We start from the raw sequence: 21,955 nt of genomic DNA on the forward strand, positions 1-21,955 counted from the left end.
GGTTTTGCGGAACAGCAGGCGGTGCGCGGAGCGGGTTTCCTCGTAGCGCCGTGGGCCGAAAACCGCGCCGGCCAAAGGCATCATCGCTAGGCCCTCGGCCGCTCGTCGGGAGCGTCTCTTCCAGCTTGAGGAACCCGCCGTCCATGCCTGCCGTCGCGCCGCTCGCCTCTTCCCCGATAACCGCCGCGAGCGCCAACCTCCCGCGGGTGCTGGTGATGGGCACCGGCAGCGTGGGCGGCTTTGTCGGCGGCTCGCTGCAGGCGGTTGGCGTGCCGGTGCAGTTCGTCGCGCGGCCGCGCATGGCGCTGGCGCTGCGCGAACACGGCTTGGTGCTGACCGACCTGCAAGCTCAACGGCTCACGCTGCCGGCGGCCGAGCTGCAGGTGCTTGACACGCTGCCGGCCAGCGGCCCGCCACCCGAGCTGGTGCTGCTGGCGGTGAAGAGTGGCGCCACCGCCGAGGCCGCCGCCCAGCTCGCAGCGGCCTTGGCGCCCGGCACACCAGTGCTGTCGCTGCAAAACGGCATTGGCAACGATGCGCTGGGCGCGCAGCTGGCGCCCGGCCTTTGCTGGTTGCCAGGCATGGTGCCGTACAACATTGCCGAGCTCGGCCCGGGCCGGCTGCACCGCGGCACCGGCGGCAGGCTGGCCGCGCAGGACCACCCTGTGCTGCGCCGGCTGCAGCCGGCCTGCGAGCGCGCCGGGCTGGGCCTGAAGCTGCATGCCGACCTGGCGCCGGTGCAGTGGGGCAAGCTGCTGCTGAACCTGAACAACCCGGTCAACGCAATGTCCGGCCTGCCGCTGCGCGCGGAGCTGCTGGACGTCGGCTATCGCAGGCTGTTCGCCGCGCTGCAGCTCGAAGCGCTGAAGGTGCTGCGCGCCGCCGGCATCCAGCCCGCCCAGGTGGCCAGCCTGCCGCCCCACCGGCTGGCGCGGCTGATGCAGCTGCCGAACTGGATCTTCACGCGGCTGGCCGGGCGCATGCTGAACATCGACGAAAAAGCCCGCTCCAGCATGGCCGACGACCTGGCCCTGGGCCGCGCCACCGAGATCGACGCGCTGTGCGGCGAGGTCTGCCGGCTGGCCGCCAGGCACCAGGTGCCGGCGCCGCTGAATGCCCGCATGCTGGCGCTGGTCGAAGCCTGGCCGCAGCGCCGCAAGCCCTGGCCGGCAGCTGAATTGCAGCGCGCGGTGGCTGGCCGCGGCTGACCGCGCTGGCCAAAACTGTCGCGTGAGCGGCCAAATGTCGCAGCCTGCGGGCTCATCCCCATTGGCCGCCAAGCGGCCGCAGGGCTAGGATGTTCGCGCAGTACCCATTCTTCAGGAGGCCGCCCACCATGCCCTCGCCGTTTCGCCCCGCCACCGAGCTGCTGGTGCAGTACGCCCGCTATCACCGCGACCCGCGCAACATCACCACGCACTTCATCGGCATCCCGATGATCGTATTTGCCATTGGCGTGCTGGCGGCGCGGCCGGTCTGGGCTGAACTGGACACGCCACTGGGTACCTTGGCGCTGAGCCCTGCCCTGCTGCTGTGGCTCGCGTCCACGCTGTGGTACCTGACCCGCGGCCAGTTCGCGCTGGGGTTGGCCACCAGCCTGGTCAATGGTTTGCTGATCGCGCTGGCAGCGCCGCTGGCGGCTGGCAGCGTCGGCCACTGGCTGGGCTGGGGCGTGGGCACCTTCGTCGTCGGCTGGGTGTTCCAGTTCATCGGCCACTACTACGAAGGCCGCAAGCCGGCGTTTGCAGACGATCTGGTCGGCCTGCTGGTCGGCCCGGAATTTGTCGTCGCAGAAGCGCTGTTCGGGATCGGCCTGCTGGGCCGGCTCAAGCAGACCATCGAGGAAAAGGCCGGCCCGACGCGCCTGCGCGACCTTGCTGCGCCCACCCTCGGCTAGGCGATGGGGCACCCGGTCCTGCGGGTACGCAAGCCCACCCAACCCGACTTGGTCACGGCCAAGTATTGAACGGCCGGCTCGCCAGCTGGCTGTTGAAGTAGCGCGCATCGTCGCTCACCTCCTCGCCCAGCCATGCCGGCCGCGTGAACGGCTGGTCCTCCGACTGCAGCTCCAGCTCCGCGACGACCAGGCCCGCATTCGCGCCGTGGAATTCGTCGACCTCCCACAGCAGCCCGTCCACCATCACCCGGTGGCGGTGCTTCTCGACCAGCGGCCCGTCGCACAGCGCCAGCAGCGCCTGCGCGTCCGCCAGCGGCAGCGGGTATTCGAACTCTGCCCGGCTCAAGCCCTGGCTACGGCCCTTGATGGTCAGAAAAGCTTCTTCGCCCGCGATGCGCACCCGCACCGTGCGCGCCGGGTCACGATTCAGGTAACCCTGGCTCAGGTGCATCGCGTCCGGCTGGCGCCAGCCCTCGCCCACGACCAGGAACTTGCGTTCAATCTCGATTGCCATCAGGACTCCCGTGCGCAGCTCAGAGGGGTGCGGGTGGCAGGCGCGTGAGCTGCACGCTGACGATGCGCCACTGGCCGTCGGGCTGGCGCACGTAGATGTCGATGTAGCGGTAGTGGCTGCCGATGCGCTTGCCGTCGTAGCTGCCGGTCATGTGGATGCGACCGCTGAGCAGCGCGGTGCTGCCATAGAGGCGCAGCTCGAATTCCTGCACCGTGTACGGGTCCAGCACCAGCTTGGGCGACAGCAGGCCGGCGACAAACGAGGCCTTGGTTTCCAGGTCGCCGTCGCCGTCGATCTGGCGGAAGTCTTCGGCCATGTTGGCTTCGATCGCGGCCTTGTCCTTGCGCACGATGGCCAGGTCCCAGGCCGCGGACTGCGCGGTCAGCTGCTGCACCAGCGCGTCCTGGCCGGCGTCCGCGGCGAACACGGGCGACAGGCCCGCCAGCAGCGCCAGCAGAAGGAAGAAGCGGGCGAACGGTCGGGCGGCGTGCATGGGGCTCCTCTGGCGCGGGGTCGCAATGCCCCGTTGGGCGGCCATTAAACCATTGCGCCGGCAGGCCGGAAACCCGCCGCGGCAGCGGTGAGGCAGCCCGCCTAAAATGATGGGTTCCGCGCTTGATTCATCGCGCCCGCCACCTGCATTTCGCGATCGACCACCATGACCCGCAAACTCTTCGTCACCACCGCCCTGCCCTACGCCAACGCGCCGTTCCACATCGGGCACATGATGGAGTACATCCAGGCCGACATCTGGGTGCGGGCCCAGCGCATGAAGGGCGCCGAAGTGCACTTCGTCTGCGCAGACGACGCCCACGGCGCGCCCATCATGATTGCCGCCGAGAAAGCCGGGCAGACACCGCAGGCTTTCGTGGGCGCGGTGGCCGCCGGCCGGGCCAAGTACCTGGACGGGTTCCACATTGCCTTCGACAACTGGCACTCGACCGACGGCCCCGAGAACCACGCGCTGGCCCAGGCGCTGTACCTGGCGCTGCGCAAGAACGAGCTGATCGAGGTCAAGACCATCGAACAGTTCTTCGACCCGCAAAAGGCGATGTTCCTGCCGGACCGCTTCATCAAGGGCGAATGCCCGAAGTGCGGGGCCAAGGACCAGTACGGCGACTCCTGCGAAGTCTGCGGCGCGGTCTACGCCCCCACCGAGCTGAAGAACCCGTATTCGGCGCTCTCCGGCGCGGTGCCGGTGCTGAAGACCTCGGACCACTACTTCTTCAAGCTCTCGGACCCGCGCTGCGTGGAATTCCTGCAGGAATGGACCCACACGCCGGGCCGGCTGCAGCCCGAGGTGCTGAACAAGATCAAGGAGTGGTTCAACAAGGACGAGGAAGGCAACGGCGGCCTCGGCGACTGGGACATCAGCCGCGACGCGCCCTACTTCGGCATCGAGATCCCGGACGCGCCGGGCAAGTACTTCTACGTCTGGCTGGACGCGCCGGTGGGCTACCTGGCCTCGCTGAAGAACTACTTCGACAAGACCGGCCGTGACTTCGACGCCTTCTTTGCCGACCCCGAGGTCGAGCAGGTGCACTTCATCGGCAAGGACATCACCTACTTCCACACGCTGTTCTGGCCCGCGATGCTGCAATTCAGCGGCCGCAAGACACCGGACCACATCTTCGTGCACGGCTTCATCACGGTGAACGGCGGCGAGAAGATGAGCAAGAGCCGCGGCACCGGCATCAGCCCGCTGAAGTACCTGGACCTGGGGCTGCACCCGGAATGGCTGCGCTACTACATCGCCGCCAAGCTCAACAGCAAGGTCGAGGACATCGACTTCAACCCAGAGGACTTCAGCGCCCGCGTCAACTCGGACCTGGTCGGCAAGTACATCAACATCGCGTCACGTGCCGCCGGCTTCCTCAGCAAGCGCTTTGGCGGCCAGCTCTCCGGCGATCTGGGCGTGGAAGGCAATGCGCTGCTGGAAACGCTGCGCGCGCACCGCGCCGTCATCGAGGAGCTTTACGAGGAACGCGAGTTCGGCAAGGCGCTGCGCGAGATCATGGCGCTGGCCGACAAGGTCAACGAATACGTGGACGCGCACAAGCCCTGGGAACTGGCCAAGAAGGAAGGCGCCGAGCAGGCTTTGCAGGACGTCTGCAGCACCTGCATCGAAGCCTTCCGGCTGCTGACGATCTACCTCAAACCCGTGCTGCCGGCGCTGACCGCGCAGGTCGAGGCATTCCTGGGCGTGGCGCCGCTGCAGTTCGCGGACGCGGCCACCGCCTTGGGCGCGCACAAGATCGGCGAATACAAGCACCTGATGCAGCGCGTGGACCCGAAGCTGGTCGACGAACTGCTGACGCCTCCGGCCCCAACGGCGGTCGTACCGGGCGGCGAAGACCTGGCGCCCGAGATCAAGATCGACGACTTCAGCAAGGTCGACCTGCGCATCGCCAGGATCGTCAAGGCCGAAGCCGTGGAAGGCTCGGACAAGCTGCTGCGGCTGACGCTGGACGTGGGCGAAGGAAAGACGCGCAACGTGTTCTCCGGCATCAAGAGCGCCTACAAGCCGGAAGACCTGGAAGGCAAGCTGACCGTGATGGTGGCCAACCTGGCGCCGCGCAAGATGAAATTCGGCCTCAGCGAAGGCATGGTGCTGGCCGCCAGCCATGCGGACGAGAAGGCCAACCCGGGCATCTTCGTGCTCGAGCCCTTCCCTGGCGCCCAGCCTGGCATGCGCGTGCGCTGAAGCGCCCCGCCCCTGCGCCCTCCCGGGCTGGCGGCGGGGTGTGCCGCCAAAGCGACTGGCTTTACTTCAGTTCCGGCTGCCCGGCGCTGGCGACCACCTTGGCTTCCGGCTGCACGGTCCAGGTGACCGATGCGGGCGGCTGGACCAGCGCGGTGTTCGGGTCGATGCTGCGGACCTTGGCCATGCGGGCCACGGCAACAGCCGGATGGTCGTAGTTGCTGTGGGCCGCGACTTGCTTGCCTTCTTCGGCGGCATGAGCGGCCACGCTACCGAGCAAGGTCAGGGTGACAGCGAGGATGGGGGTGCGAATCATGGAAAGCTCCTTCAAAAAATCCGATGCGCCTGATGCGCTTGCTGTGCAGCACCAAGGGAAAACCATTAGTTTGATTATCAGGGTTTTCACCAATCCATGCACGGCACTCCGCCGCTATCCCCCTAAATTCGCGTCGGCAGTTGTCCCAGCTCAAACGCCGAGCCCGGCGCGCGGCCTGCCGCGGCAGGCATTGATCGGGACGGCTTGGCTGGCGCCGCCTGCCGGCTAAAATGCATTGTTGTGCACTCTCACGTGGATCCCTCATGCCGCTGTTCTGGAAGCCCTACAAGTCCGAAGTCACCCAGTTCATCGAAGAGCTGAAGGCCAAGAAGCCGACGCTGGAGGCAGAACAACGCGCCGGCCGTGCCCTGCTGTGGGACCGCCCGCAAAGCCGTGACGACGCGGCCGAGTTCGATGCCGCCCACGTGGCGCAGCAGCCCTACGTCTACCAGACCGGCAGCAGCCTGTAAGCCCCCGGCCTGACGCGCCCGCCGGCCGCGCCGTGAGCACCTCCCTGCCGAGCCGCGGCACCGCGCCCGCCGAGTTGCCTGCCGCCGTGGCCCCCGAGACCGAAGGCCCCCGCGAAGTCGACGGCATTGCCGTGGCGCGGCTCTACGGTGAGCCCTTGTTCGCGATGCCGACCGACCTCTACATCCCGCCGGATGCGCTGGAGGTCTTCCTGGAAGCTTTCCAGGGCCCGTTGGACCTGCTGCTCTACCTGATCCGCAAGCAGAACTTCAACATCCTCGACATCCCGATGGCGGATGTCACGCGCCAGTACCTGCGCTACGTCGACCAGATCCGCCAGCACAACCTGGAGTTGGCGGCGGACTATCTGCTGATGGCCGCGATGCTGATCGAGATCAAGTCGCGCATGCTGCTGCCGCCCAAGCCCAGCGAAAACGGCCAGGAAGCCGAGGACCCGCGTGCCGAGCTGGTGCGCCGGCTGCTGGAATACGAGCAGATGAAGCTGGCCGCCGCGCGGCTGGACGCGCTGCCGGTGCTGGGCCGCGACTTCCTGCGCGCCCAGGTCTTCGTCGAACAGGCCACGCAGCCGCGTTTCCCGGACGTGGCGGTGGACGACATCCGCAGCGCCTGGGCCGACATCCTGCGCCGCGCCAAGCTGACCCAGCACCACAAGATCTCGCGCGAGCAGCTGTCGGTGCGCGAATTCATGAGCCAGATGCTGCGCCGCCTGCAGGGCGAACGTTTCGTCGAGTTCCAGGACTTGTTCGACATCACTCGCGGCCAGCAGGTGATGGTGGTGACCTTCATCGCGATGCTGGAGCTGGCCCGCGAACGCCTGCTGGAACTCACGCAAGCGGAAGCCTTCGCGCCCATCTACGTGCGCCTGGCCTACCAGCCCGCTTAGATGGAGCACCCGGTTCGCGGGGAGACCGCGAACCACTCGCTGAATCACCGTCGTCAGGCCAGGCGTCGCAGCTTGGCCGCCAGCATCGCCCGCAGCTTGTGCGGCAGCACGGGCTTGAGCAGCAGGTGGCAGTCCTGCTGGCGGGCGGCGGCTTCGAGTTCGGCACCCAGCGTGCCGGTGACCAGCACCGCGGGCACCTTGGCGCCGAAGACGTTGCGCATCAGTTGCACCACCTCCAGCCCGGTGTGGCCATCTTCGAGGCGGTGGTCGGCCAGCAGCAGGTCCGGCGTGAGCATGGAAGGTTCGACCGCACGGGTCCAGTCCTGGCAGGCGCGGAAGCTGTCGAACGCGACCACGCTGGCACCCCAGCCGCCCAGCAGCAGCAACAGGCCTTCGCGCACCGCCGTGTCGTCTTCCACCACCACGATCAGCCGCTGCGCCAGCGACAGCATGCCTTGCGCCTGCGGCAGCACCGGCGGCAGGCTGCGGCTGGCCTCGCCGGGCGGCAGGCTGAGCATGAACAGGCTGCCGCGACCAGGTGCGGAGCGCAGCACCAGCGGCGCGTCCATCAGCCCGGCCAGCCGGCGCACGATGGCCAGGCCCAAGCCCAGGCCCTGGCCGTGCACCGCCCCTGGCGCCTCGCCCACCTGGTAGAACTCCTCGAAGATGCGCTGCTGCTCGGCCGGCGCGATGCCGCGCCCGCTGTCCCACACCTCCAGCCGCAGCTGCCTGCCGCGGCGCCGCGCAGCCATCAGCACGCCGCCGTCCTCGGTGTAGCGGATCGCGTTGGACAGCAGGTTGCGCACCACGCGCTCCAGCAGCACCGGATCGGCGTGCACATGGTGCTGGCCGCCGCGGAAATGCAGCGACAGGCCCTTGTCGAAAGCCACCGGCTCGAAGTGCAGCTTCAAGCGCTGGAACAGTTCGCCGACGTTGACGTGCTCCGGCCGCACCTGCACGCCGCCGCTGTCGATGCGGGTGATGTCCATCAGCTCGGAGAACAGGCCTTCCAATGCGTCGACCGCGCTGTTGATGCTGGCGGCCAGGCGCTGCACCTCCGGGTCCGGCCCCACGCGGCCGCGCAGCGCTTCGGCGAACAGGCCCATTGCGTGCAGCGGCTGGCGCAGGTCGTGGCTCGCGGCGGCGAAGAAGCGGGTCTTGGCCTTGTTGGCCAGCTCGGCGGCCTGGCGTGCGGCGTCCGCTGCCTGCTTTTCCTCGCGCAGCTGGGCCAGCAAGGCCTGGGTTTCCTGCTTCAGTGCCACGCCACGCTCGAACTCGCGCCGCGTGCTGCGGCCCAGCACCATCATCGAGCCGAGGATCAGCAGCAGCACGCCCGTCAACACGGCCGCCCGGTCCTGGCCCGACATGGCCACCCGCAGCACCAGCGGCCCGAAGGCCAGCGCCAGATAGCCGTAGAAGACCGGCGGCTTGTGCGCCAGGATGGGCACCGCGGCAATGCAGAAGCTGAAGATGATGATGACCAGCACCGCCTGCGACAGTGGGTCCGCATGGTCGAAGAACAGCCAGGTGGAAACGCCCCACAGCGCGCCCGAGCCCAGCGTCATCAGGTAGCAACCCAGGCGCCAGCGCAGCAGCTCGACATTGGTCTGCGGCGAGATCGGCAAGCGGTGCCACAGCAACGCCTGGCCCGCGCGCGCGCTCCACAGCAGCAGCGTCAACGCACCCCAGGGCCACAGCCATTCGGGCGGGGCCACGCTGTGGAACAGCATCAGCATCACGATGATGCCCAGCGCACTGCCAAAGGCGGCCGCAGGCGCAAACGAAAACAGCGAGTCCACCTGCTCCGCGAGCAGGGCGTCCGGTTCAGCATGCCCCCAGGGCCGGGCCATGCCCGACCCGCCCCCCGCGGGGGTCACGGAAACTTGGGGCGGCCCGGCGTTTCCTTCGGCTCTCACTCGGCCGCCGGAGCGCGGCGCTGGCGGGTCATCTGGCCGACGGCCAACACGGCCTGGGTGCGGGAGCTGACGCCCAGCGCACGCAGCACCGCCTGCACATGGTCCTTCACCGTCTCGACAGACAGGCCCAGGCGGCGCGCAATGTCCTTGTTCGGCTTGCCCTGCAGCAGCATGCTCAGCACATCGGCCTGGCGCGGCGTGAGGCCCAGGCGTTCGAAGGAAGGCAGGGTCTGGTAGGCAGAATCGTCGTCAGACGGCTCGGCCGCCGGCGTCTCGGCCGCCGGCGTGCTGCCGAGCGACATCGTGGGCACGAAGATGCCGCCGTCCATCACCAGGCGCAGCGCGTCGGACAGGCCCTCGGTGCTCATGCGCTTGGGCAGGAAACCCATCGCACCAAGGTCGATGGCCTGGATCACGTCGCTGGAACGGTCAGAGGCCGAGATCACGACCACCGGCATGTCAGGGTAGCTGCGGCGCAGTTCGCCCAGCAGCTCGAAACCCAGCGCGTCGCCAAGCTGCAGGTCCAGCAGCACCAGGTCGTAGTCATGGTCCACCGCCAGCGAACGGCGGGTGGCGCTGCCACTGGACAGCGCGGTGACCTGCACGCCCGGTTTGATGCTTTCCATCATCGCCTTCAGGGCGGACAGGATCAGCGGATGATCATCGACCAGCAGGACTTTCATCGGAAGGCACGGTACGGCAGGGTGAGCACAAGCACATCGTACCGTGACAGCACGTTTTTTCGGCTGTCTCATCCCGTGTTTGCCCGCCGTTTGTCCCCTTACATCATCAGTCGATACCAGGTCAGATGTAACGCCGGGTGATGGACTCCGCCACGCAGACCGGCTTGGCACCGCCTTCGGCCTCGATGGTGACCTCGACCACGAGTTGCGCCCCACCTTCCAGCGGCTCGTAGCCCAGCAACTTGAAATGCCCGCGCAACCGGCTGTCGACCGGTACCGGGGCCGGAAACCGCACCCGGTTCAGCCCGTAGTTGACGCCCATGCGCACGTCGTCGACCTCGAAGCCGTGCTCGAACATCCACGGCAGCAGCGACAGCGTCAGGAAGCCGTGGGCAATCGTCGTCTTGAACGGCCCTTGCGCCGCCCGCTCACGGTCGACATGAATCCACTGGTGGTCGCCGGTCGCTTCGGCGAAGCGGTCGATGCGCGCCTGGTCGATGGTGATCCAGCCACTGTGGCCCAGCGTTTCGCCGACGCGGCTGGCCAGGTCGGCGAGGTGGGCGATGCGGGTCGGGGCCGCCGCGGAAACTGCAAGTTCAAGGCTCATGAGGCAATGCAATCGGGAGGACTGGGAGGCCGTTCGGGCCTGCAAAAACTTACCATGCGGCCTCGCCGCCAAGCCTAGGCGGGAACCCAGGCCGAACCTGTCTCAAGCGCGACAAGACGGCATTGGCGAAAGCCCGGGCTTGTCGAAGCTGGCGCGCGTTGATCGTCGTACGGCAGAGGTTGCCGGCCCGTGGCAACCACCACCAGGAGAACTTCACCCATGTCCAAGCTCATCGTCAGCAGCATCGGCGTCTCGATTGACGGCTACAGCGCCGGCCCGAACCAGAGCCTCGACAACCCCTTGGGCGTTGGCGGCCTGGCCTTGATGACATGGGCCTTCACCACGCGCACCTTCCAGGCCATGCACGGCGGCAACGGCGGCGACACCGGCCCAGACGAAGACTTCGCCGCCCGCGGCTTCGCCAACATCGGTGCCTGGATCCTCGGGCGCAACATGTTCGGTCCGGTGCGCGGCGATTGGCCCGACGACGAATGGAAGGGCTGGTGGGGCACCAACCCGCCCTACCACGTGCCAGTCTTCGTGCTGACGCATCACCCGCGCGAGTCCATCGAGATGGAAGGCGGCACCAGCTTCCACTTCGTCACCGACGGCATCCACGCCGCCCTCGAACGCGCCAAGGCTGCAGCAGGCGGCAAGAACGTGCGCGTCGGCGGCGGCGTCGCCACCATCCGCCAGTACCTGCAGGCCGGCCTGGTCGACGAGATGCACCTGGCACTGGGCAATGCGCTGCTCGGCTCAGGCGAAGCCCTGCTGGCCGGCATCGACCTGCCGGCGCTGGGCTTCGAATGCACCGAGCGGGTCTGCAGCCCGCATGCGACGCACGTGGTGCTGGCGCGGCGCGGGCCGACAGCGAGCTGACAGGTTGCTGGTCTTCCGCACCACGGCCGGACGCGTTCACTCACCTGCAAGACCGGCTCACCGGCCAGAGCTTCCCAGCCCAGCACCGCCCCATGGACATCGACCCACAAGACCTGATCAAGACCGACGACGAGGACGATCCGGCCGAGCGCCGCTCGGACCGCAAGAGCGCAAGGCTCAACACCTTTGTCGCCATCACCGTTGCGCTGCTGGCGACCTTCATGGGCATCTGCAAGGTCAAGGACGACAACATCGTGCAGGCCATGCAGCAGGCCCAGGCCGACAAGCTGGACCACTGGAACTTCTACCAGGCGCGCAACATCCGCCAGGACGTGGCGGAGGCCAGCGTCACGCAGCTGAAACTGGCCAAGGCCTCCGCGCCAGCCGACAACGCGGCCGGCTATGACGAGGCGATCCAGCGCTACGAGGCCAAGGCGGCGCAGGAAGCGCAGAAGAAGCAGACGCTCAGCGCCGCCGCCGCGGAGGACCAGAAGACCTACGACAGCCTCAACTACCGGGACGACCAGTTCGATCTGTCCGACGCCGCGCTGGCCATCGCCATCTCGCTGCTCGCGGTCACCGCGCTGACCCGGCTGTGGTGGATGTACTGGGTCTCGTGGCTGCCCATCGGCGCGGGCGTGCTGATGGGCCTGTCAGGGCTGCTCGGCTGGGCCGTGCACCCGGACACGCTGACGAAACTTCTCTCGTGAACCTCAGACGTTCATCACGCTGACCGTCTTGGTCACCAGGTAGGCTTCCAGCGCTTCCGGGCCACCTTCGGAGCCGTAGCCGGAGTCCTTCACGCCGCCGAACGGCAGCTCGGGCACCGGGGCTGCCGGCTGGTTGACCCACAGCATGCCGACTTCCAGCCGCTGCGACAGCTCGTGCAGCGTCTTCAGCGACCTGGTGAAGGCATAGCTGGCCAGGCCAAACGGCAGGCGGTTGGATTCGGCGATGGCCTCGTCCAGCGTGTTGAAGCCGCGGATGCCGGCGATCGGGCCGAAGGGCTCGGTGTTGAAGATGTCGGCTTCAAGCGGCACGTTGTCCAGCACCGTGGCCGCGTAGAAGTTGCCCTTGCTGCCGACACGCTCGCCACCGGCGGCGACCTTCGCGCCCTTGCTCAGCGCGTCTTCGGTGATCTTGGCCATCGCGGCCAGGCGGCGCGGGTTGGCCAGCGGGCCCATGGTCGTGCCGTCTGCCAGGCCGTCGCCCACCTTCAGGCTGGACGCGTGGGCGGCCAGCGCTTGCGCAAACTCCGCGCGGATGCTGTTGTGCACCAGGAAACGCGTGGGCGAGATGCAGACCTGGCCGGCGTTGCGGAACTTGGCGGCACCGGCCGACTTGACGGCCAGCATCACGTCCGCGTCTTCGGCCACGATGACAGGCGCGTGGCCGCCCAGCTCCATCGTCGCGCGCTTCATGTGCAGGCCGGCCAGCGAGGCCAGCTGCTTGCCGACCGGGGTGGAGCCGGTGAAGGTGATCTTGCGGATCACCGGGTGCGGGATCAGGTAGCTGGAAATCTCGGCCGGGTCGCCATAGACCAGGCCGATCACGCCGGCCGGCACGCCTGCGTCCACGAAGGCCTGCAGCAGCGCGGCCGGCGAGGCGGGGGTTTCCTCCGGTGCCTTGACGATGATGGAGCAGCCGGTGGTCAGCGCGGCCGAGAGCTTGCGCACCACCTGGTTGATCGGGAAATTCCATGGCGTGAACGCGGCGACGGGGCCGACCGGCTCCTTGAGCACCAGCTGCTGCGCGGCAATGTTGCGCGATGGCACGACGCGGCCGTAGACCCGGCGGCCTTCGTCGGCGAACCATTCGATGATGTCGGCCGAGGACAGGGCTTCCACCTTGGCTTCTGCCAGCGGCTTGCCTTGTTCCTGGGTCATCAGCGCGGCGATCTGCGGCGCGCGTTCGCGCATCAGGCCGGCGGCCTTGCGCATGATGGCGGCGCGCTCGTTGGCCGGCACCCGGCGCCAGGTCTCGAAGCCGCGCTGCGCGGCGGCCAGCGCACGGTCCAGGTCGGCAATGCTGGCATGGGCCACGCGGCCGATGACTTCGCCGGTGGCGGGATTGACGACATTCAGCGTGCGGCCGCCGGTGGCATCCACCCACTCGCCATTGATCAGCAGCTGGGTGTCTTTGTAGGCGGGGTGCGAGGGATTGGACATGATGTGCTCCACAGTCTCGGGTCAAGGCATGGGGGCCGCTGCGGCCGGCGCGACCAGTCAAGGCCGGCAGGATGCAGCGGCGGGCGTGGCCGCAATGTTCGCACCGATGGCAAACCCTTGCAGGTGATGTCGGATGTCAGACATGTTGTGGAACGGCCCGTCGTCTTCCCGCCAGCGCCACAATCGGCCCGAATGAGCCCCGCGCAGCCTTCCATCCCAGGTGACTGCTTTGCGCCCGACTACGCGCAGGCGAGGCGGCGCTTTCTGCAAACCGCCCAAGCCGCGACATTGTCCGTGCACAGCGAGCCGCACCCGCTGCCCGGCCGGAACGGCGAGGCACTGGCGGTGGACGCGGTGCTGGATGGCGCGTCCGACGCGCAACGGCTGCTGATCGTCTCCAGCGGCTGCCACGGCATTGAAGGCCATGCCGGCTCGGCCGTGCAGATCGCGCTGCTGCGCGACGCCGTGTTCCGCGAAGCGGCCCACGGGACCGGCGTGGCGCTGCTGCACCTGCATGCCCTGAACCCGCATGGCTTTTCATTCGGCCACCGGGTGACGCACGAAAACGTGGACCTGAACCGCAATTTCGTCGACTTCAGCCAGCCGCGGCCGCACAACCGGCTGCTGCCGCGGCTGGCCCCTGTGCTGCTGCCCGAGCGCTGGCCGCCCACGCCGGGTAACCGGCTTGCGCTGTACGGCTTTGCCTTGCGCCACGGCATTCGCGCCACGCAGACCACCATTTCGCAAGGCCAGTACCAGGATCCGGAAGGGCTGTTTTTCGGTGGCAACGGCCCGAGCTGGAGCCGACTGGCGCTGGAACGGCTGCTGGCGCGCTTTGGCAGCCAGGCCCGCCGCATCGGCTGGATCGACGTTCACACCGGACTGGGCCCGAACGGCGTGGCCGAGCGCATCCTGGCTGGACGGCCTGAACCGGTGCTGCTCAAACGCGCGCGGGCCTGGTGGGGCCCTGGACTCACCTGCACGCAGGAAGGCTCTTCCAGTTCAGCGGTGCTGACGGGCGAGATGTGGCAGGCGGCAGCGGCAACCTGCCCGCAGGCCGAGCTGACGGCCATGGTGATGGAGGTGGGCACCCAGTCCAAGCTGAAAGTGCTGGACGCCTTGCGCGGCGACCAGTGGCTGCGCCTGCATCCGCAAGCCGGCGAGAAGCAGCGTGCGGCCATCCACCAGCGCATGCGCGAGGCCTTCTACACCGAGACACCGGCCTGGCAGGCGGCCGTGCTGGCGCAGGGCTGCGAGCTGGCCCTGCAGGCCGTGCGCGGCCTCGCGGCGACCTGAGCCAGCATCTCAGCCCTGCGCCGCCCAGGCCAGCAGCGGCGCCCACTGCGCCAGGTCCTGCGCCACGCGGCCAGGCGCCACGTCCCACAGCGTCAGCCCGTGCGCGGCCAGGTGCACGTAGTTCTGCGTGTCGCGCAGCACCGTCAGCTTGGGCGCGGGCAAGGCGGCCAGGTATTCGTTGAGCCGCTCCTGGGCGAGGGTATGGTCCTTGACCCGCATGCCGACCAGCCCCAGCCGCACCTTGGCATGCTGGGGATGGGCCTGCAGCTCGGCCAGGAAGGCGTGCGTGGCCTGGATGTCGAACAGGCTGGGCTGCAGCGGGATCAGCACGTGATCGGCCAGCTGCATCAGCGCGTCCAGCCGCTTGCCGTGCAGCCCGGCGGGGGTGTCGATGACCGCATGCGTCGTGCCCTTGGGCGGGCGCACCACGCCGCCGCCCTCGCGCACCTCCCAGCCGCGGATCGCCGGCAGGCTGGCCGGCCGCAGCGCCAGCCACTGGCGCGAGGACTGCTGGCGGTCCAGGTCCCCGAGCATCACCGCGTGACCTTGATGCGCCAGCGCACCGGCCAGGTTGGTGGCCAAGGTACTCTTGCCCACGCCGCCTTTGGGATTGGCGATTGCAAACACCGGCATCGGCGCCTCCACAATGCAAACCGCGGTATGGTAGCGGCGCGCCGCGAGCCACCGGCTCCCCGCTTTCCCCCGCAGTGCCACGCGCCGCGGCAATTTCCTGCATCACCCGCCGCCGTCCGCATGGCCGACATCGTTGTCCTCACCGCCCATCCCCGGCTCGAACATTCCCGCGTCAACCTGGCGCTGATGCAGGCGGCGCAACAGCTGCCGGCCGAGCATGTGATGGTGCGCGACCTGTACGCGCTCTACCCCGACTACCTGATCGACATCGCCGCCGAGCGCGCGGTGCTGGCCAAGGCCAAATTGCTGGTCTGGCAGCACCCGCTGCACTGGTACTCGCTGCCGCCGCTGCTCAAGCTCTGGGTCGACGAAGTCTTCGGCTTCGGCTGGGCCTACGGGCCGGGTGCGCACGCGCTGCGCGGCAAGGATCTGTGGATGGTCGTGTCGACCGGCGGCAGTGCCCAGGCGTACCACCCCAGCGGCCACAACCGCCACTTCATCGACGCCTTCTGGCCGCCGCACGAACAGACCGCCATGCTGACCGGCATGCGTTTCCTGCCGCCCATGGTGGTGCACGATGCACACCGCGTGGCCCAGCGCGAGATCGCGGCGCGGACCGCGCTGTTCGCCGACCGGCTGGCCAGCTACCCGAACTGGCCCGAGCTGGCCGAGTTGCCCGACACCGAACCCTGCGACGTCGGCCCCGGCGACCGGCCGCAGCGTTAGTCCCGTTACGACCGAACCGGTGCTATGCACCAAAGTGGCCGAAAGATCCCGAAACGCGAGGATGCCCACGATCAAAGTCGTCATGACCCCCGGCAAGAATGGCCTGGAACATGCTGCAAGCCACCGCGCCCGCCTGCCGTGCCGAGGCCGGGTGCAGTCGCAGCAGCTGTCCGGGAAAGGTTTCCTCCCTGTCGGAAACCGCAAAAGGAGGTTGTCATGAAAACCACGATCAAAGCAGTCCTGGCCCTGACATTTGCGCTGATGAACATCAGCGCCCACAGCCTGGTGCTCGATCCGGGCGAAGATCCGTGCGCCGTCTACCTGGACGACGATGACGCTGGCGAGGCCTACACAGCATGCGTGATGCAGAGAAAACGCACTTCCTGAACGTGATCCCTTCAAACCTTTGCAGTCCCCATGACGCCGGTTGAACCTTCCGGCAGTGGTTGGCTGCACCTGGGGTTGGTCTACCTGGGTGCAGCCGTTTTCGCAGTCCCGCTGGCGCGCCTGGCCGGGCTGGGCGCGATCATTGGCTACCTGGCAGCCGGCATCGCCATCGGGCCCTGGGGCCTGCGGCTGGTGACCGATGCGCAGGAAATGCTGCACTTCGCCGAGTTCGGCGTGGTGCTGATGCTGTTCCTGGTCGGCCTGGAACTGGAGCCCAAACGGCTCTGGGCACTGCGCCGGCCCATCTTCGGCTGGGGCAGCCTGCAGCTGCTGGGCTCGGCCGCGCTGATGTGCAGCGTGGCCATGGCCTTGGGCGTGGACTGGCAGCTGGCGCTGGTGGCCTCGCTGGGCCTGGCGCTGTCGTCCACCGCCATCGGCCTGGGCGTGCTGGCCGAGCGCAACCTGATGGCCACGGCCGGCGGGCAAAGCGTGCTCAGCGTGGCGCTGCTGCAGGACATTGCGGCCATCCCCATCCTCGCGCTGGTGCCGATGCTGGCCGGCGAAGCGCGCCACGGCGGCGGCTGGCTGGGCGCGGCCAAGGCGGTCGCGGTGATCGCCATCATCGTGCTGGGCGGCCGGCTGGTGCTGCGGCCCGCGCTGCGCTGGATCGCCCGCAGCAAGACACCCGAGATCTTCACCGCCGCGGCCCTGCTGCTGGTGGTGGCCACCGCTTCGCTGATGCAGACGGTGGGCCTGTCGATGGCCCTGGGCGCTTTCCTGGCCGGCGTGCTGCTGGCTGAAAGCGAATACCGGCGCGAGCTGGAAACCGACCTGGAGCCGTTCAAGGGCCTGTTCCTCGGCCTGTTCTTCATCGCCGTGGGCATGAGCCTGGACCTGTCGGTGCTGCGCGCGCAGCCGCTGCTGGTGGCCGGCCTGGTGCTGGGTTTCCTGTCCATCAAGGCACTGGTGCTGTGGGGCATGGGCCGGGCCATGAAGCTGCCGCTGGCGCAGCGCGGCGTGTTCGGCGTGCTGCTGGCGCAGGGCGGCGAGTTCGGCTTCGTGGTCTTCCAGGCGGCCGAGCAGGGCGAGGTGATCGAGCCGGCGACCTCGTCGCTGCTGGTCGCGGTGGTGGCGCTGTCCATGCTGCTCACACCCTTGCTGCTGGTGCTCAACGACAGGCTGGACAAGCGCCGCGCCGCGCGCAGTGGCGGCCGGGCCACCGGCACCGAGCTGAAGGAGATCGACGAGCCGCAGGAGGCGCCGGTGATCATTGCCGGCTTCGGCCGCTACGGCCAGATCGTCGGCCGGCTGATGTTCGCCAGCGGCCTGAAGGCCACCGTGCTGGAACACGACCCGGACCAGGTCGAGAGCCTGCGCAAGTTCGGCTGGCGCGTGTTCTACGGCGACGCCACGCGGCTGGACCTGCTGCGCACCGCCGGTGCCGGCAGCGCCAAGGTGCTGGTGGTGGCGGTGGACGACATGGCGCAAAGCCTGGCCATCGTCGACCTCGCGCAGGCCCACTTTCCAGCGCTGCAGCTGGTGGCGCGGGCGCGCAATGCGCAGCACTGGTACGAACTGAACAAGCGTGGCGTGGCGCACATCGAGCGCGAAACCTTCGACTCGGCGCTGATGAGCGGCCGCAGCGTGCTCGAAGGCCTGGGCCTGCGGCCTTACCAGGCGCGCACGCTGGCCCAGCGCTTCCGCCGCCACAGCGTGCAGCTGCTCAAGGAAATGGCACCCCACTATGGCGACCAGGCCAGACTGATGAGCATGGCCAAGGCCGGCCGCCAGCAACTCGAAGAAGCGTTTGCCCGCGAACGCGAGACCCAGGCCGAGCGCGGCCACGGCCATGGCTTTTTCGCGCATGACGACGAACCGCCCGAAGAGGCATCACCAGGAGACGACATGAACGACGAGATCCTGCAGGAACGGGCGGCCCAGGCCGCGACCCGCGCGCCCAGCCCGCCCACGCCTCCTCCGGCGCCGCCGCCTCATCCCGCGCCGGTACCGGTCACCTCGCCGCGCGACCCGCCGGCCGTGCCGCCCCCGCCGCCGCCCATCACCAGCCGCTGAGACCCGGCCGCTAGTGCCCCACCGTGCTGGCGGACTGCGGGGCCGGCGCGCCGCCCAGCCGATCAAACAGCCCCAGGACCTCGGCGAAGTTGATCGGCTTGGTCAGGTAGCCCTCGAAGCCGCTGTCGAGTGCCATGCGGACCTGGTGCGGCAGCGCGTCGGCCGACAGGGCGACCAGCCGAGCCGTGGCCGCGCCCGGCAGGGCACGCAATTGCGCCGCCAACTCCAGGCCCGAGACATCGCCCAGGTTCATGTCGATGAGCACCAGGTCGGGCCGCCGCTGCATGAACATCGCCAGTGCAAGCGCACCGCTGTTGGCAGCCCGGAAGGTGACCCACGAGCGCAGCTTGACCAGCTGCGACATCAGCTCGATGTTGACGTCGTTGTCCTCGGCATAGAGCACGTCCAGCCGGGCGGCGCTGCTTGACGCGGCAACCGGCCAGCGGGGCGCAGCCAGTGCCTGCGGCGCCGCCGCCCAGGGCAAGGTGATGGTGGCCCGGGTGCCCTGGCCAGGCGCGCTCTCCACCGCCAGCTCGCCGCCCATCGCCTGGACGAGCTGGCGTGTCAGCACCAGTCCGATGCCTGTACCTTCGACACCGGAGTGTTCGGCGCCCAGGCGATTGAAGGGTTCGAACAGGTGGGTCAACTGGCTGTCCGTCATGCCGGGTCCCTGGTCCTTCACGCTGAACTGGCAGTGATCGTGCTGCGGCACCAGGGACAGCGTGACAGGTCCCTCGCGGCCGCCGTACTTGACGGCGTTGCTCAGCAGGTTGATCAGCGACTGCCGCAGGCGCACCTCGTCTGCATGCACCCACAGCGGGCCGGGGAAGCTCACGTCGAGCTCGATCCGCCCTTCCTCCGAAAGCGTGCCGGCCACCGAACTGGCCTCTTCCGCCACGGCACGGGCCTCCACCGCCTGCAGGCTCAGCGAGAGCCGGCCGGATTCCACCATCGACAGGTCCAGCACATCGTTCACCAGCGCCAGCAGGTGGGCGCCTGCGCGCTCGATCTGACGTGCCCGCCCCTGGTTCAGCGGATCCAGCGGGTGCGCCAGGTCGATGTTCATCAGCTGCGCGAACCCGAGCACGGCATTCAGCGGCGTGCGCAACTCATGGCTCATGCGCGACAGGAACTCCGTCTTGGCGCGGCTGTGGGCCTCCAGCGTCTGGCGCTGCTCGCGCTCGCGCCGCATGGCCAGCTGCTCGCTCACGTCGCGCAGCACGATGGTGGTCTGCGGCCCAGGGCCGGTGTCCACTCTCGAGAACGTGGCCTCGGCGGGAAATGGCACGTCGCCCCGCAGGCCCACCAGTTCCAGTGGTTTGCCGCCAGGAGCCGCTGCAGGTGCACCACCGTCCAGCAGGGCCAGATCCTTGAACAGCTCGGCCACGGGCCGACCCAGGACCTGCTCGGCGCGCAGCCGGAACACCTGTTCCGCCGCACGATTGAACAGCACGATCCGCCCATGCTCATCAGCCGAGATCACGGCATCGGCCACCGCCTCGATGAGCTTGGCGAGCTTGGCTTCGCTCTTCTCCAGCGCGGCCTTGGTGCGCCGTTGCTCGCTCACGTCGAAGAAGGTCACCACCGCACCGTCGGGCCGGCCATCCTGGTACATCGGGTGGGCCCAGTACTCGACCGGAAACGCCCTGCCCTGCCGGTCCCAGAACTGGCTGGCCTGGCGGTGCGCCGGCTCCATCTTCAGGAAGGTCTGCTGCACCGGGCAGGTCTGTTCACCCGCCACCAGCTCGCAACGGGAATGAATCACCGAATGAACCTCGTGGCCGACCAGTTCCGACTCCTGCCGGTACCCCAGGCGATCCAGCGCGGCACGGTTCACGAAGGTGCAAAAGCCCCGGGTATCGACCCCCAGCAAGCCTTCCGTCGTCGAGTCCAGCAACTGCTGCAGCAGTTGCTGCCGACGCCGGATCTCGTGTGCCGCCAACTCCCTGTCCCGCAGCCCGCGGCGCACGATGCCCAGGCCCAGAAACCCGAGCAACGCAGCCGCCAGCGCATTGATGGCAATGGCAGCTCGCCGAAGCAGGCGCGCGTTGAAGGCAAGGCGATCGGAAAACGTGCGCTCCAGGCGTGTCAGGCGCAGATTGATGCTGGCCACCTTGGCCCGCATCTCCGCGGTCAGGGCCTCGTCGAAACGCCTGGGTGGCGGAATCAGCCGCAACTGCTTGTCCACCGCCTGCAACTCGGCAACGGCAAGGTCGCCCTCGCGCCAGCTCGCAATCGCCTCGGCCATCAGCGAAGAATCATGAAACCAGCGATAGAGCCAGATCAGCCCGTCGATGTCATCGGGGTGATTGCCGCCGGCGAGAAAGGCTCGCCTCACCACCTCGAAGTCGGGCGCCGCCTTGTCCAGTTCTTCGCGGGCCATGCGGTCGCCCACCGGAATGGCGACGGCATCCAGGAACTGCCTGTGGTCCTCCTCCGTGCCGGACTGAAGGTACTCCAGCAGGTGGATGTGCGCGTCCTTCTGGGCCTTGGAATACAGGCTCTCGCCAATCACGTACGACTGCACCGCTGCCAGCAACTGAATGCTGAAAATGGCCAGCAGCACCTGGAACAGGCCGATGGTGCCAAGGGCCACGACGACCCAGGAGATTCGGCGGGCGGGGCGGCGTTGCATGATGGGCTGGAGGTCGGCGCCGACTCCCTGCATTGCCTCAAACCCGCTCGCGGACCGCCTCATGGCGAGAAGGATCCCACCTCGGCACCTGCACGGGGGAGGGGGCGTCCAGGCACTTGTCCAGCGCCATCTTCATGTAGTTGTAGCTGGTCAGCACCCGGGAGCGGATCAGGTCCACGTAGCCCCGGTTGGGCGTCATGCCCACCAGCGTGCTGATGATTTCCAGCGCCTCCCAGGGATGGGTGTCGTCGTATTTGGCGTGCAGCTTGAGCCACTTCATCGCCTTGGTGCGATGCAGTTCGGGCAGGCTGTTCTCGTAGGCATCGCTGGCGCAGACCAGGTCAGCCCACTCACCCGTGGCCCCCTCGATCGCGTAGTTGGTCGCCGCCATGCCGGCGGCCAGCGAGTCCCGCTCGCAGCTGTGCCAGCACCAGTGCGACAAGGCCTCGGTGGCCGGCGGCACCGCACCGTGCACCAGGTCGTCCAGCGAGAGCCCGGCCGCCAGCGCCCAGGCCTGCCAATGATCCGCATGGTTCTGCTCGACGCGGATGTTGCGAATCAGGTACCTGCGCGCCTGGTCGTGGCCGCGCACCCGCCCCAGCGCCACCTTCAGCAGGTTCAGCGCCATGTACTGCGGGAACTGCTCGATCACCGGCCAGATGCCGGCGAGGAAATTGCGGGTCTGCCCGGGCGCCAGGCGCGCGTCCCGCATCAGGCGGAACAGTTCGTGCTGCGTCACGCCCAGCCGGGTAGGCTCACATTCGCTGACCAGGTCCTGGACCCAGTCAGGGTAGCTGCGAATGTCCGTCAGCGCGCCCTGCAAGGCGAACTCGTTGTTCATCTTGATCCCTTGATCCCCTGATCCCTGTTCGCGGCCATGAGACAGAACAACGGGTCGCCGATTGACTCTAACCACTTGGCAGCCGGCTGACAATCAATGAATCCGGCATGGCGCGCAAGCCGCCGAGGCAACCCCTAGGCTGAGGCCCGGCAGCGGCGCCCCGCCAGCCGCCAGCGGCTTCGAACCGAGTTTTCTGCGCCTTGGGCGCTCCTACACTGGCGGGCTGCCTGCGCACCCGCGTGTGGCAGGACAGGATTCGGCAGCGGGCCACGAGCCGGCCGCCAGCGACAGGCAGTGCAATGAGGAGAGAC

At 68.2% G+C, this 21,955-nt stretch carries 22 protein-coding genes; 12 read left to right on the plus strand and 10 right to left on the minus strand.

All coding sequences use genetic code 11. The features are described 5' to 3' along the window. The first annotated feature begins 215 nt into the window (after positions 1 to 215). Together AC3WR5_RS05050 and AC3WR5_RS05055 are read left to right on the plus strand one after the other, a co-directional pair. A complete protein-coding gene (locus AC3WR5_RS05050; RefSeq protein ID WP_492482627.1) occupies positions 216 to 1,208 on the plus strand; it encodes a 2-dehydropantoate 2-reductase in 993 nt (330 codons plus the stop codon). Positions 1,209 to 1,336: 128 nt separating this feature from the next. Then, positions 1,337 to 1,897: an Mpo1 family 2-hydroxy fatty acid dioxygenase gene (locus AC3WR5_RS05055; RefSeq protein ID WP_492482347.1), complete on the plus strand. Its 561-nt coding sequence runs from the start codon at positions 1,337 to 1,339 to the stop codon at positions 1,895 to 1,897. Between the two features lie 52 nt (positions 1,898 to 1,949). Here the strand turns inward: AC3WR5_RS05055 and AC3WR5_RS05060 are convergent, their stop codons facing one another. Next, the gene (locus tag AC3WR5_RS05060; RefSeq protein ID WP_492482349.1) at positions 1,950 to 2,411 is read right to left on the minus strand and encodes a CYTH domain-containing protein; all 462 of its coding nucleotides are present in this window, start codon (positions 2,409 to 2,411) and stop codon (positions 1,950 to 1,952) included. A 19-nt stretch (positions 2,412 to 2,430) separates the two neighbouring features. Further along, positions 2,431 to 2,904 (minus strand): nuclear transport factor 2 family protein, encoded by a 474-nt coding sequence (locus tag AC3WR5_RS05065; RefSeq protein ID WP_492482351.1) that lies wholly within the window; start codon positions 2,902 to 2,904, stop codon positions 2,431 to 2,433. Positions 2,905 to 3,069: 165 nt separating this feature from the next. Here AC3WR5_RS05065 and metG point away from each other — a divergent pair, with 165 nt between their 5' ends. Further along, positions 3,070 to 5,115, plus strand: a complete 2,046-nt coding sequence (gene metG, locus AC3WR5_RS05070) for a methionine--tRNA ligase (protein ID WP_492482353.1) — start codon at positions 3,070 to 3,072, stop codon at positions 5,113 to 5,115. 61 nt (positions 5,116 to 5,176) lie between these two features. Here the strand turns inward: metG and AC3WR5_RS05075 are convergent, their stop codons facing one another. Next, positions 5,177 to 5,428 (minus strand): hypothetical protein, encoded by a 252-nt coding sequence (locus AC3WR5_RS05075; protein WP_492482355.1) that lies wholly within the window; start codon positions 5,426 to 5,428, stop codon positions 5,177 to 5,179. Here AC3WR5_RS05075 and AC3WR5_RS05080 point away from each other — a divergent pair. From AC3WR5_RS05080 to AC3WR5_RS05090, 3 genes are all read left to right on the plus strand, one after another. Beyond that, complete coding sequence (locus tag AC3WR5_RS05080; RefSeq protein WP_492482357.1) at positions 5,427 to 5,657, plus strand: hypothetical protein; 231 nt, start codon at positions 5,427 to 5,429, stop codon at positions 5,655 to 5,657. The genes AC3WR5_RS05075 and AC3WR5_RS05080 overlap by 2 nt on opposite strands. Before the next feature lie 34 nt (positions 5,658 to 5,691). Next, the gene (locus tag AC3WR5_RS05085) at positions 5,692 to 5,898 is read left to right on the plus strand and encodes a DUF3460 family protein (RefSeq protein ID WP_141288805.1); all 207 of its coding nucleotides are present in this window, start codon (positions 5,692 to 5,694) and stop codon (positions 5,896 to 5,898) included. Positions 5,899 to 5,972: 74 nt separating this feature from the next. After that, positions 5,973 to 6,800 carry a segregation and condensation protein A gene (locus AC3WR5_RS05090; protein WP_231011610.1) on the plus strand — a complete coding sequence of 276 codons (828 nt, stop codon included), beginning with the start codon at positions 5,973 to 5,975 and terminating at the stop codon, positions 6,798 to 6,800. Between the two features lie 53 nt (positions 6,801 to 6,853). Here AC3WR5_RS05090 and AC3WR5_RS05095 read toward each other — a convergent pair whose 3' ends face one another. The 3 genes from AC3WR5_RS05095 to AC3WR5_RS05105 all read right to left on the minus strand — a co-directional run bounded on the left by AC3WR5_RS05095 (position 6,854) and on the right by AC3WR5_RS05105 (position 10,006). Continuing rightward, positions 6,854 to 8,650: a sensor histidine kinase gene (locus AC3WR5_RS05095; RefSeq protein ID WP_492482360.1), complete on the minus strand. Its 1,797-nt coding sequence runs from the start codon at positions 8,648 to 8,650 to the stop codon at positions 6,854 to 6,856. 62 nt (positions 8,651 to 8,712) lie between these two features. After that, positions 8,713 to 9,399 carry a response regulator gene (locus AC3WR5_RS05100; protein ID WP_141289535.1) on the minus strand — a complete coding sequence of 229 codons (687 nt, stop codon included), beginning with the start codon at positions 9,397 to 9,399 and terminating at the stop codon, positions 8,713 to 8,715. 121 nt (positions 9,400 to 9,520) lie between these two features. Next, entirely contained in the window at positions 9,521 to 10,006 is a 486-nt protein-coding gene (locus AC3WR5_RS05105) for a MaoC family dehydratase (protein WP_492482362.1), read from the minus strand. 219 nt (positions 10,007 to 10,225) lie between these two features. Between AC3WR5_RS05105 and AC3WR5_RS05110 the strand changes: the two genes are divergently transcribed. Together AC3WR5_RS05110 and AC3WR5_RS05115 are read left to right on the plus strand one after the other, a co-directional pair. Further along, entirely contained in the window at positions 10,226 to 10,885 is a 660-nt protein-coding gene (locus AC3WR5_RS05110; RefSeq protein WP_492482364.1) for a dihydrofolate reductase family protein, read from the plus strand. 92 nt (positions 10,886 to 10,977) lie between these two features. Continuing rightward, the gene (locus AC3WR5_RS05115; RefSeq protein ID WP_492482366.1) at positions 10,978 to 11,595 is read left to right on the plus strand and encodes a DUF4337 domain-containing protein; all 618 of its coding nucleotides are present in this window, start codon (positions 10,978 to 10,980) and stop codon (positions 11,593 to 11,595) included. A 3-nt stretch (positions 11,596 to 11,598) separates the two neighbouring features. Here the strand turns inward: AC3WR5_RS05115 and AC3WR5_RS05120 are convergent, their stop codons facing one another. After that, complete coding sequence (locus AC3WR5_RS05120; RefSeq protein WP_492482368.1) at positions 11,599 to 13,053, minus strand: NAD-dependent succinate-semialdehyde dehydrogenase; 1,455 nt, start codon at positions 13,051 to 13,053, stop codon at positions 11,599 to 11,601. Between the two features lie 192 nt (positions 13,054 to 13,245). Here AC3WR5_RS05120 and AC3WR5_RS05125 point away from each other — a divergent pair, with 192 nt between their 5' ends. After that, positions 13,246 to 14,349, plus strand: coding sequence for a M14 family metallopeptidase (locus AC3WR5_RS05125; protein ID WP_492482370.1), 1,104 nt, complete (start codon positions 13,246 to 13,248; stop codon positions 14,347 to 14,349). 9 nt (positions 14,350 to 14,358) lie between these two features. Here AC3WR5_RS05125 and AC3WR5_RS05130 read toward each other — a convergent pair whose 3' ends face one another. After that, the gene (locus AC3WR5_RS05130; protein ID WP_492482373.1) at positions 14,359 to 14,982 is read right to left on the minus strand and encodes a ParA family protein; all 624 of its coding nucleotides are present in this window, start codon (positions 14,980 to 14,982) and stop codon (positions 14,359 to 14,361) included. A gap of 120 nt (positions 14,983 to 15,102) precedes the next feature. Here AC3WR5_RS05130 and kefF point away from each other — a divergent pair, with 120 nt between their 5' ends. The 3 genes from kefF to kefC all read left to right on the plus strand — a co-directional run bounded on the left by kefF (position 15,103) and on the right by kefC (position 18,168). After that, entirely contained in the window at positions 15,103 to 15,708 is a 606-nt protein-coding gene (gene kefF / locus AC3WR5_RS05135) for a glutathione-regulated potassium-efflux system oxidoreductase KefF (protein ID WP_492482374.1), read from the plus strand. A gap of 216 nt (positions 15,709 to 15,924) precedes the next feature. Beyond that, on the plus strand, positions 15,925 to 16,095 hold the full coding sequence (locus AC3WR5_RS05140) for a hypothetical protein (protein ID WP_492482376.1): 171 nt from the start codon (positions 15,925 to 15,927) through the stop codon (positions 16,093 to 16,095). A gap of 30 nt (positions 16,096 to 16,125) precedes the next feature. Further along, positions 16,126 to 18,168 (plus strand): glutathione-regulated potassium-efflux system protein KefC, encoded by a 2,043-nt coding sequence (gene kefC / locus AC3WR5_RS05145; protein ID WP_492482378.1) that lies wholly within the window; start codon positions 16,126 to 16,128, stop codon positions 18,166 to 18,168. A 10-nt stretch (positions 18,169 to 18,178) separates the two neighbouring features. Here kefC and AC3WR5_RS05150 read toward each other — a convergent pair whose 3' ends face one another. Together AC3WR5_RS05150 and AC3WR5_RS05155 are read right to left on the minus strand one after the other, a co-directional pair. After that, positions 18,179 to 20,803: a PAS domain-containing hybrid sensor histidine kinase/response regulator gene (locus AC3WR5_RS05150; RefSeq protein ID WP_492482380.1), complete on the minus strand. Its 2,625-nt coding sequence runs from the start codon at positions 20,801 to 20,803 to the stop codon at positions 18,179 to 18,181. A gap of 37 nt (positions 20,804 to 20,840) precedes the next feature. Beyond that, positions 20,841 to 21,644 (minus strand): iron-containing redox enzyme family protein, encoded by an 804-nt coding sequence (locus AC3WR5_RS05155; protein ID WP_492482381.1) that lies wholly within the window; start codon positions 21,642 to 21,644, stop codon positions 20,841 to 20,843. Positions 21,645 to 21,955 lie beyond the last annotated feature (311 nt).

The organism is Ideonella sp. FW305-24 (genome assembly GCF_058788035.1).